General features: G+C 62.7%; 12 protein-coding genes. 4 read left to right on the plus strand and 8 right to left on the minus strand.

Annotated elements, in window-relative coordinates; translation table 11 throughout:
* Positions 1-1,807, minus strand: a 1,807-nt coding sequence (locus VFF99_RS00015; RefSeq protein ID WP_325013816.1) for a xanthine dehydrogenase family protein molybdopterin-binding subunit, incomplete at its 3' end; no start/stop codon positions are given.
* A 122-nt stretch (positions 1,808-1,929) separates the two neighbouring features.
* Here VFF99_RS00015 and VFF99_RS00020 point away from each other — a divergent pair.
* Positions 1,930-2,532, plus strand: a complete 603-nt coding sequence (locus VFF99_RS00020; RefSeq protein WP_325013818.1) for a MarC family protein — start codon at positions 1,930-1,932, stop codon at positions 2,530-2,532.
* A gap of 10 nt (positions 2,533-2,542) precedes the next feature.
* On the opposite strand, the gene VFF99_RS00025 is transcribed toward VFF99_RS00020, so the two are convergent.
* The 4 genes from VFF99_RS00025 to VFF99_RS00040 form a co-directional block, all read right to left on the minus strand.
* Complete coding sequence (locus tag VFF99_RS00025; RefSeq protein ID WP_325013820.1) at positions 2,543-2,917, minus strand: Fic family protein; 375 nt, start codon at positions 2,915-2,917, stop codon at positions 2,543-2,545.
* Positions 2,914-3,138: an AbrB/MazE/SpoVT family DNA-binding domain-containing protein gene (locus VFF99_RS00030; protein ID WP_325013821.1), complete on the minus strand. Its 225-nt coding sequence runs from the start codon at positions 3,136-3,138 to the stop codon at positions 2,914-2,916. Before VFF99_RS00030 ends, VFF99_RS00025 begins: the two co-directional genes overlap by 4 nt.
* Positions 3,139-3,210: 72 nt before the next feature.
* The gene (locus VFF99_RS00035) at positions 3,211-3,969 is read right to left on the minus strand and encodes a sulfite exporter TauE/SafE family protein (protein WP_325013823.1); all 759 of its coding nucleotides are present in this window, start codon (positions 3,967-3,969) and stop codon (positions 3,211-3,213) included.
* On the minus strand, positions 3,966-4,646 hold the full coding sequence (locus VFF99_RS00040; RefSeq protein WP_325013825.1) for a haloacid dehalogenase type II: 681 nt from the start codon (positions 4,644-4,646) through the stop codon (positions 3,966-3,968). The genes VFF99_RS00035 and VFF99_RS00040 overlap by 4 nt, the downstream gene beginning before the upstream one ends.
* A 114-nt stretch (positions 4,647-4,760) precedes the next feature.
* On the opposite strand from VFF99_RS00040, the gene VFF99_RS00045 reads away from it, so the two are divergent.
* Positions 4,761-5,666 carry a LysR family transcriptional regulator gene (locus VFF99_RS00045; protein ID WP_325013826.1) on the plus strand — a complete coding sequence of 302 codons (906 nt, stop codon included), beginning with the start codon at positions 4,761-4,763 and terminating at the stop codon, positions 5,664-5,666.
* A 113-nt stretch (positions 5,667-5,779) separates the two neighbouring features.
* Positions 5,780-6,247, plus strand: a complete 468-nt coding sequence (locus VFF99_RS00050) for a cache domain-containing protein (protein ID WP_325013828.1) — start codon at positions 5,780-5,782, stop codon at positions 6,245-6,247.
* A gap of 141 nt (positions 6,248-6,388) precedes the next feature.
* On the opposite strand, the gene VFF99_RS00055 is transcribed toward VFF99_RS00050, so the two are convergent.
* From VFF99_RS00055 to VFF99_RS00065, 3 genes are all read right to left on the minus strand, one after another.
* On the minus strand, positions 6,389-7,735 hold the full coding sequence (locus VFF99_RS00055) for a methyl-accepting chemotaxis protein (protein ID WP_325013830.1): 1,347 nt from the start codon (positions 7,733-7,735) through the stop codon (positions 6,389-6,391).
* 137 nt (positions 7,736-7,872) lie between these two features.
* Positions 7,873-8,145: a hypothetical protein gene (locus VFF99_RS00060; protein WP_325013832.1), complete on the minus strand. Its 273-nt coding sequence runs from the start codon at positions 8,143-8,145 to the stop codon at positions 7,873-7,875.
* Positions 8,146-8,276: 131 nt separating this feature from the next.
* Positions 8,277-8,480 carry a cold-shock protein gene (locus tag VFF99_RS00065; RefSeq protein ID WP_325013833.1) on the minus strand — a complete coding sequence of 68 codons (204 nt, stop codon included), beginning with the start codon at positions 8,478-8,480 and terminating at the stop codon, positions 8,277-8,279.
* A 250-nt stretch (positions 8,481-8,730) separates the two neighbouring features.
* Here VFF99_RS00065 and VFF99_RS00070 point away from each other — a divergent pair.
* Positions 8,731-9,637 (plus strand): RecQ family ATP-dependent DNA helicase (locus tag VFF99_RS00070; protein ID WP_325013835.1); only part of this gene is annotated, 907 nt, incomplete at its 3' end.

Consider the following 9,637-nt stretch of genomic DNA (forward strand, 5'->3'; position numbering starts at 1 on the left):
GCACGGCAAGATGGCGCGGATGCGTCTTGAGCAGGCCGCGGCGGAATGCAATCGGGTCCTTGCCCGCGGCATGCGCAAGCTCATCGATGAAGCTTTCCTTGAAAAACACGTTATGGGAGTGGCCGACCGAACGCCAGTAGCCGATCGGTACCGGCGTGGGCACGGTCACATGCGCGATCTTCTGGTGCGCGAATTCATAGGGCATGTCGAACGCCCCTTCGGCGGTCGTCTTGTCCGGCCCGGCGCCCATGAGGCCGAACGTCCGCTCCATCACCTGATGCGTAATGGCGCCGGATGCCAGCTTGTTTTCATAGACAACGACATTGCCCTCGCCGTCCAGCGATGCGGAAAAGCGGGCGAGCGCGGCAGGACGGTAAAAGTCATGCGTCGTGTCCTCTTCCCGGCTCCAGATCACTTGCACCGGCAGGCCGCCTGCCTGTGCAGCGATGGCCACGCCCTGCGCAATCATGTCGACTTCCAGCCGGCGGCCGAAGCCGCCGCCGATGTAGGTCACGTTCACCGTCACGTTTTCCGCGCTGGTTTTGGCCACGCGCGCCGCGGTATCGGCGGCGATGCTCGGCACCTGGGTCGACGCCCACAGGATCACCTTGCCATCCTTGACCTGCGCCGTGCAATTGACCGGCTCCATCGTCGCATGCGCGAGGAAAGGCGCTCGGTATTCGGCCTTGATGTGCTTCGCGGCGGCGGAACGCGGGTCTGGCTCGCCGACCTGGTGGTAGGTGAAGCCGGATTCGCTGTCCAGGCGCTCGGCAAGTTCCTTAAACACGGCCGCCGACGACAGGCGGGCATTCGCCCCCTCGTTCCAGATCACCGGCAGCGCGGCAAGCGCCTGCCTGGCTTGCCAGTAAGACTTGGCGATCACTGCCACGCCCGCCATGCCCGGCGCCGCGTCGGAAAAATCCACTACGCCAACTACGCCCGGCATGCCCTTCACCGCGTCGGCATCCACCTTCTGCACGCGTCCGCCGATGGTCGGGCTCATCTTGACTGCCGCGTACACCAAGCCCTCGGGGCGCGGGTCGAGTCCGAAGGTCGCGCTGCCGTTGACCTTGGCCTGCGAATCCCGGCGCGGCTGCGGCGTGCCGATCAACTTGAATTCCTTCGGGTCCTTCAGGCGAATCGCGCCGGGCGTGCTGTTGACCGCCTTGGCCGCCAGCTCGCTGTAGCGCGCCTTCTTCCCGTCCGGATGGATCACCGCCCCCTCTTCCGTCCGGCACTGTTCCGGCGCCACGCCCCATTCCTTCGCCGCGGCCGCCACCAGCATCGCGCGTGCGGTTGCACCTGCCTCGCGCATCGGGTTCCAGGCGTCCTTCACTGACGACGAGCCGCCGGTGATCATCAGCCCGAACTCGCGAGCCGCCTTGCCGGTGAACCAGACCGCCGCCTCCTTGAAGGTGCCGGCCCCATCCGGATGGAAGGGCAAGCCGTCCTGGAGCACCGCAACGTTGCCGAAGATCTTGTCGATCGGCGCCCGTTCGATCTTCACCGTGGACAGCGGGACATCGAGTTCCTCGGCAACCAGCATCGGCAGCGCGGTGTACACGCCCTGTCCCATTTCGCACTGGGGCATGGCGACGATGACCGAGCCGTCGGCCGCAAGCTTGATCCAGCCGTTCAGCCGGACCTCGCCTTCGCCCACGGGCAGGGGATTGTCGGGATGCAAGCGCTGCCGTGGCGGCATCACGCCCCAGCCGACGATCAGGGCGCCGGTGAGGCCAAGACCGCCAAGCAGGAAACGGCGGCGGGAAGTGTTTTTGGGTTTGGTTTTCGGTTCGGCGGGCTGCATGGAGTCTCCGTATTTTGTTTTGCGTTTTCTGTGGCATCCTAGCCGACGCCGATTTCGCCTGTCTCGCTGCGTTGTCGAGCGTTTACTCTATAAATTCCCATAAGAATAATTCTTCCCAGAACATGACCGAGAATTTTTTCCAGTCCTTCATCATCCTGCTGCTGGTCACCGATCCCTTTGGCAACGTCCCTCTGTTCGTCAGTGCGCTTTCCAACGTCCCCGCCGAGCGCCGCGGACGCGTCATCGTACGCGAATGCGCGATTGCCTTCGTGCTCCTGCTGCTGTTCATGTTCTTCGGCCGCCACTTCCTGTCGGCGCTCCAGCTGAGCGACATCGCGCTGCGCATCGGCGGCGGCGTGATCCTGTTCCTGATTGCCTTGCGCATGGTGTTTCCGCAGCCGGGCGGCGTATTCGGCGATGGCGAGGGCGACCACGAACCCTTCATCGTGCCGCTGGCGATTCCCGCGCTGGCGGGACCGTCGGCGCTGGTCACGGTGCTGCTGTTCTCGTCGAACAGTGCGCGCGAAACGGTACTGCACGTCGCCGTGCTGTCGCTCGTTGCCGTGGTGTGGCTGATCGTACTCTTGAGCGCGGAGCGCATGCAGCGCGTGCTCGGCCCGCGCGTGATGACCGCGTTCGAGCGGCTGATGGGCCTGATCCTGACGGCGATGGCGGTGGAAATGCTGCTGGCGGGTATCCGTGCCTACGTCAAGTCGCTGGCCTGAGTCGCCAGCCCTATAGGTAGCCCCGCACCCAGTTCGCCAGGCCGGGCTCGTCGAGCATGGCGGCGCTGGTCTGCCAGATCACCTCGGCGGCCTCCCGCGGCGGCGCATCCAGCCGCCATTCGTTCAGATAGAGGAACAGCCCCATCGCCAGCAGGGCCACGCGTTCATTGCCGACCGCAAAGGGGCGGTAGCGCAGGATGCCGCATGCGTATGCCGCGGCGATATCGGCGATGTCGACCGGCCGCGCGACGGCCTGGTTGAGCGGATGCGACAGGGCCGCCTCCAGCAGCGCGTCGTCGCAGGGCGCCGGCTCGCTCCCCTGCTCCCCCAGGCTTTCCTCGTGCAGCAGCAGCAAGGCGTCCGGCTCGATGCAGAACAGGTTCATCCCGAGAGCGCGCGCAGCGCCTCCTTGTAGTCTTCGATGAATGCCCTGCCCGCATCCACCTGCTCCTGGATGGCAGGATGGTTGGAGGACAGGAGCAATCCGTCCGGGGTCTCCGTCAGGTAGACCGTGCCGCCGGCGCCGCGCCTGAGCTTGGCCAGCACCTCGCGGGGCAGGACCACGCCAAGGGCGTCGCCGAGGGGGATCAGTTTCAATGCATGCATGACTTCCCTGTTTGAATGCGTCTTCAGTACATGTTAGTCAACGCCTTGGGGAAATCAAAAGTAATGCGGTGCTTAAATGGTCTTGTAGAAATAAAAGATCGTCAGCACGAACCCGACCGCGATGATGAAACGGCGCAGCCACAGCGCGGGGATCTTGCGGGCAATGCTCGCGCCCCAGTAGCCGCCGAGCGTCGCGGTCGCCAGCATGACCATGGTGTACGGCCAGTCCACCGCGCCGGCGATCACGAAGGTCATCACGGTCACGCTGTAAATGATCGCCGACAGCAGGTTCTTGATGGCGTTGATCTCGTGCACATCGTCATGCCCCGACATCGCCAGGCTGGCCAGCATCAGAATGCCCATGCCGGCGCCGAAGAAGCCGCCGTAGACCGACACCACCGCATGCCCGGCGAGCGAGGTCGGGCTATTGCCCGGCTTGCCCGCGTCGGCGCCGCGCAGCATGGCCGAAATGCGGCCGGAGAACGCAAACAGCACGGTCGCAAACAGCAGCAGCCACGGGATCAGCTTGGAGAAGACCGCATCCTTCGTCGCCAGCAGCAGGAGCCCGCCGCCGATGCCGCCGATGAAGGAAACGATCCCCATCGGGATGAGGTAACGCTTGTAGCGCGCCAGTTCGTTCCGGTATGCCCAGGCGCCGGACAAACTGGCCGGCCACAAGGCGACCGAGTTGCTGGCGTTGGCCGCGACCGGCGGCACGCCGGCTGCCAGCAGCGCGGGAAACGAGAAGAAGGTCCCGCCGCCGGCGACGGAATTCATCGCGCCGGCGCAGAAGGCCGCGACGCCTACGAGTGCGATCTGCCAGGCTGTCATTTCGCGCCTCCCTGCACATAGGCCAGGAGCGCGTTCATGTCCGGCCCTGTGGCGTCCGGCGTCACGCCCAGTTCCTCGAGCGGCGCATTGGCGCGGTTGATCCAGAAGGTGGTGTAGCCGAACCAGGTGGCGCCGCAGGCATCCCAGCAGTTGCTCGATACGAACAGGATGTTCCTTGCCGACAGGCCGAATACATCCGGCGCCAGCTGGTAGGCTTCCGGCGCCGTCTTGTACTTCTTGACCGCGTCCACCGACAGGATGTGATGGAAGATGCCGTGCATGCCGTTCGCTTCCACGGCGGCGTCCAGCATTTGCGGGTTGCCGTTGGAGAGGATGGCCATCTTCAGGCCCAGCGCCTTCAGTTTTTGCAGCACCCCGAGGTTTTCCGGGAAGGCCTTGAGCTTCGCGTACTGCCCCATCAGGATGTTCTGCGCATCCAGCGTCAGGTCCAGCCCGAGCTTGCGGCAGCTGAAGACGAGCGCATCCTGGGTCACTTCCCAGAACGGCTTGTAGGTGGAACACATGGTGCGCAGGCGGGTGTACTCGATCTGCTTGTCGCGCCAGAGTTCGGCGAGTGCGGCGCCGCGTTTCGGGAACAGCTTTTCGGCGAGCTCCCCGATGGAGTACACGTCGAACAAGGTGCCGTAGGCGTCGAAGGCGATGGCTTGGATGGTCATGAATGAGGATGGGGTTTCCGGGGAATTCGAGTATATGCAATATAAATAGATATAAACAAAACTAAAAATCACTTTATTATTGCGTTTAAGTATCAGATCCCCTATCGTCAGCAAATGGACCAGTTCAAGCAGATCTCCACCTTCGTCGAAGTGGCCGTGCGCGGCAGCCTGACCGCGGCCGCGCGGGCGGAAGGCATTGCGCCGGCGATGATCGGCCGGCGGCTCGACGCGCTCGAGGAGCGGCTCGGCGTGAAGCTGCTGCAGCGGACCACGCGCAAGATCGCGCTGACGAACGAAGGCGTAGCCTTTCTTGAAGACTGCCAGCGCATCCTCGCCGAACTGGAGGAGGCCGAGACGGCCGTGTCCGAGCGTAGCGCGCGCGCCAGCGGCCACCTGCTGATTTCCGCCCCGGCGGGCTTCGGGCGCCAGCACGTGGCGCCCTTGATCCCCTCCTTCCTCGCCCACCACGGCGACGTCAATGTCACGCTCAACCTCAACGACCGCGTGGTGGACCTGATCGGCGAAGGCATCGACGTCGCCATCCGCATCGCCGCCCTGTCCGACTCCAGCCTGATCGGGGTGAAGCTGGCCGACAACAAGCGGGTGGTGGTCGCCTCCCCGGCCTACATCAAGAGGCACGGCACGCCCGCCTCGCTCGACGACCTCGCCCGCCACAACTGCCTGGCGTTCAGCAGCGACGGCAGCCAGCGCGGCTGGACCTTCCGCCAGAACGGCAAGAACGTGACGTTGAAGGTCGTCGGCAACATGGTCTGCAACGACGGCGCGGTGCTGCACGACTGGGCGCTGGCCGGCAAGGGATTGGCTTGGCGTTCGATGTGGGAGGTCGGCAATGCGATCGAGTCGGGGCAACTGGTGACGGTGCTCGACGAATTCGCCGCGCCTGGAAACGACATCTATGCCGTCTTCGCCCAGCGGCGCCACCTTCCCCTGCGCATCCGCGCCTTCGTCGACTTCCTGCGCCACGCCTACGCCCAGCCCGGATACTGGCGCAAATCCTGAACGTCTTTCACGTATCGCTTGCATGCTTTTCATCCATCCCCGCCGTTGCGCGTGACAGAATCGGTCACGCTGCTTCCCAGCGGAAACCCAAAAACATGATGAGGAGATATCGCATGAAAGCTTTGCTCAAGGGATTTGCATTCGTGGCATTCGCCGGTTTTGTCGCCGGCTCCGCCGTTGCCGCCGAGCGCGGCAGCGCCGAGGAAGCATCTGCCCTCGTCAAGAAAGCCGTCACCTACATCAAGGCCAACGGCAAGGAAAAGGCCTTCGCGGCGATCAATGACCCCAAGGGCCAGTTCGCCGACCGCGACCTGTACATCTTCGTCTACGACATGAAGGGGACGAACATGGCCATCGGCAACGGCAACGCCGCCAAGATGAACGGCAAGAACATGCTCGACATGCGCGACGCCGACGGGAAGTACATCATCAAGGGCTTCATCGACCTGCTCAACGCCAAGGGCAGCGGATGGTTCGACTACAAGTGGCCCAACCCGGTGAGCAAGAACGTCGAAGCCAAGTCCAGCTATGTCGAAAAGGTGGACGACCTGATCGTAGGCTCCGGCATCTACAAGCAGTAAGCCGATTCACTTAAGGCCGCGCATAGAGAAAGTCATTCCTGCGAAAGCAGGAATCCAGCGGCGTTAAACGGCCCGCAAGACGCTGGATCCCGACGTTTGTCGGGATGATGGCGGTGGGCGGGCGTCCGTTTTATTACAAGCTCAGAACTGGTAACCGACGCGCAGCGCGCCCCAGTGCTTGCCGTTGACGAACAAGGGCACCGACAGATCCTTCATCACTGCGAAGTTGCCGCCGCCCATGTCGCGGCGGTAGGTCTGCAGCAGGAAGGGCTTGCGATTGTTGATCGCCGCCCATTCGGTGCGGCCGGTGAAAAAGCGCCGGTTGCGCGCGTTGGCCTGGTTCCAGAGCGGATCGCTCCCCTGCGGCTTGGAGAACTTCTTGTTGTGCGTGGGGATATACCCCTTGCGGTCGGCCGCGACGCTGAAGACCACTTTCGGCGATAGCGACAGCAGCGGCTCGAGCACGTCTGGCAACACCTTGTCGCAGTAGGGCGTGAATTTCGCCATGAACTGCTCGGGGTTGGTCCCCGGGATGCGCTTGTGCTGTTCGTCGAACATGTCCGCCATCGACAGTTCGCCCTTGCGGATACCGTCCTCAAGCAATTCCATGATGCGCTTGCCGGCCGCCACTGCCGCCTCGATGAAGGGCGTGTCCTCTGTGCGCACGCCGCTTTCCGCCGCCATTTCGATCAGCGACTCCGACAGCGTCAGGAAACCTTCGGTACGCTTGCGGGCGTTCTGCAGCGCGGCGGCGGTGCCGGCTACCTGGTCGGACAGCCCGCTTACCGATTCGAGCACACCGGCGCAACTGTTCAGGTTGTGCTGCGCAGCCTCGGCGATGGCCGCCACACCGCGCTCCACCTCGGACACGGCGGCATCGAAGGTGCCCCCCTTGGCGTCGCTCTTCTGCCTGCTGTCCTTGGACTGGATATCGTCGGCCAAGGCCTTGATGCGCGCATCGAGCTGGGTGACCGTGCTCATGATCTGCTTGGAGGATTGCTCGACCTTGGCGGCAAGGTCACGCACGGCATCGGCCACGACAGCGAAGCCTCGGCCCGCTTCGCCGGCGCGCTTGGCTTCGACGGAAGCATTGAATGCGACCAGCCTGGTCTGCAGGGCGATCTGGGTGATTTCATTGGCGGCGTCGGCGACTTCCGACAGGTTGTCGGTCACCGCGATCACCCCCTGCCCGATCTGCTCGACCGTCCGGCGCGCGCGCAGCACCGAATCCGTGCTGGCCTTGGTGACCGACTCGATCTCGCGATTGGCCCGCACCATGGCGTCAATCTCTCCGGCCAGCGCCTTGAAGGTATCGGCCTGTCTGCCGCTCGTGGCGGCAAGGTCGTCGATCAGGCCGTTGAGGTCGGCCGCTTCCTTGCCGATGTCGCCGGCACTATGCGCGATGCTGCCGACCACCCGTTCCAGATCTGCTGCCGGCGCTTCCTTCCGGACTTCCGGCTCATGCATTGCCTTTCCGAATTTGAACATCTTCTCCCCTCCCGATAGTCTTTCTTATGAGCACTATTCAAGTGCATCGTACACCTTCAATCGGTGATGTGCAGGGGGAAGATGAGATGAAAAGTTTTTCCGGGTACGGCCAGCTCGCATTTTTGCAACAGGGCTGACTAGCGACGGTAAGCGGGCGTCTCCACCCGTGCCGCATATTCCCGGCTCTTGTTGCTGCGCCACCATTCCAGGAAGCGGTCGAACTCGCTGTTGAATTTCTCGGCCTTCAGCCGTTCGAACACGTCGCTGCAGACATGCGCATCCTCAAAGTCCAGCAGGTTCTGGGTTCCTCTGAAGTCGCAGTCCCAGAAGGCCTGTTCGACATCCTTGAGCGGAACGTCCCCGAGGGCAGCGGATGCCACGAGGGTGATTGCGGGCAGCATGCCGGTCATGTCTCCTCCTCTTCGTTGGTCTTCCACTCAGTGTAGATGGTCGAAAGCAAGAAGAAAGAGAAAGCGGCAATACAAATAAAAATGCCGCCCAGTGTTTCCACTGGGCGGCATTTCTTCAGAACCGGTTCAGCTTACAGCGGCTGGATTGCCGATGCCTGCTTGCCCTTCGGGCCGACGGTCACTTCGAAGGAAACACGCTGGTTTTCCTTAAGGGACTTGAAGCCGTTGGACTGGATCGCGGAGAAGTGCGCGAAGAGGTCTTCGCCGCCTTCGTCCGGAGTGATGAAACCGAAGCCTTTAGCATCGTTGAACCATTTGACAGTACCTGTTGCCATTACATTTCCTCTAAAACACAGTTGATGGGCTTGCGCCCGGTTGATTCCTTGAAGCAGAAAGAAATGACAGACAAATACTGCACTACTAGTTCAAACTTCAATTGGAGACCGATTGTACTGCATATGCTGCAGAAGCTGTGAATTATCTTCTTCATATTCTTCCGCGGAAAGGATTCCGTTGCCGGACGCTGGCATGCTTGCTGCATTGAGGACAACAAATCGCGTTCCTTCATCCCACCGCAATCTCGCCATGTCCGTCTCCATTACCTACGCCAATTCGCCTGACGAAAACCAGTCGCTCCCGCCTCCGCACCATCGTTCCGCCCCGCTGAAAGTCGTACCGGGCGACAAGACCTTGCAGAAGACGCTGCACGAAACCTTCGGCATCCGCCACCTGCGTCCCGGGCAGCATGAGGTCATCGAAAGCGTCCTGCAGGGGAACAACACGCTCGCCATCATGCCCACGGGCGCGGGCAAATCCCTCTGCTACCAGCTCCCCTCGCTGAAGATGCCCGGTGTGACGCTGGTCGTCTCGCCGCTGATCTCGCTCATGAAGGACCAGGCCGGCAAGCTCGAGACCGCCGGCGTGGCCGCAGCCGAAGTCAACAGCACGCTCAGCACGCGCGAGGAGGAATCGGTGCTCGAGAGCATCAGGCAGGCCGATAACGAATTCATCTTTGCCACACCGGAGCGCTTGTCCGATCCCGATTTCCTTGCCACCGTGCGGCAAAACCGGGTGAGCCTGTTCGTGATCGACGAGGCGCACTGCATTTCGCACTGGGGCCATGACTTCCGTCCGGCTTACCTGCACCTTGGCGCGGCCATCGAGGCGCTCGGCAATCCGACCGTACTGGCGCTGACGGCCACGGCCACCGAAAACGTCATCGAAGACATCGGCAGGCAGCTCGGCCTGCCGGATATGCATGTCATAAATACCGGTATCTACCGGTCAAATCTGCACTACCGCGTTGTCACCGCCACCGGCGAGCAGGAAAAGCTTTCGCTCGCGCTGGCGCAGGTGCGCCAGGCGCAGGGCTCGGGCATCGTCTACACGGCGACGGTGAAAGCGGTCGAGGAAGTGCATGCCGCGCTGAAGGAAGCCGGCGAAAGCGTTACCTTCTATCACGGCCAGCTGGCGGCGAAGCAGCGCAGCCAGA

It is taken from the genome of Noviherbaspirillum sp., assembly GCF_035654295.1.
In the GTDB taxonomy this organism is placed as follows: domain Bacteria; phylum Pseudomonadota; class Gammaproteobacteria; order Burkholderiales; family Burkholderiaceae_D; genus Noviherbaspirillum.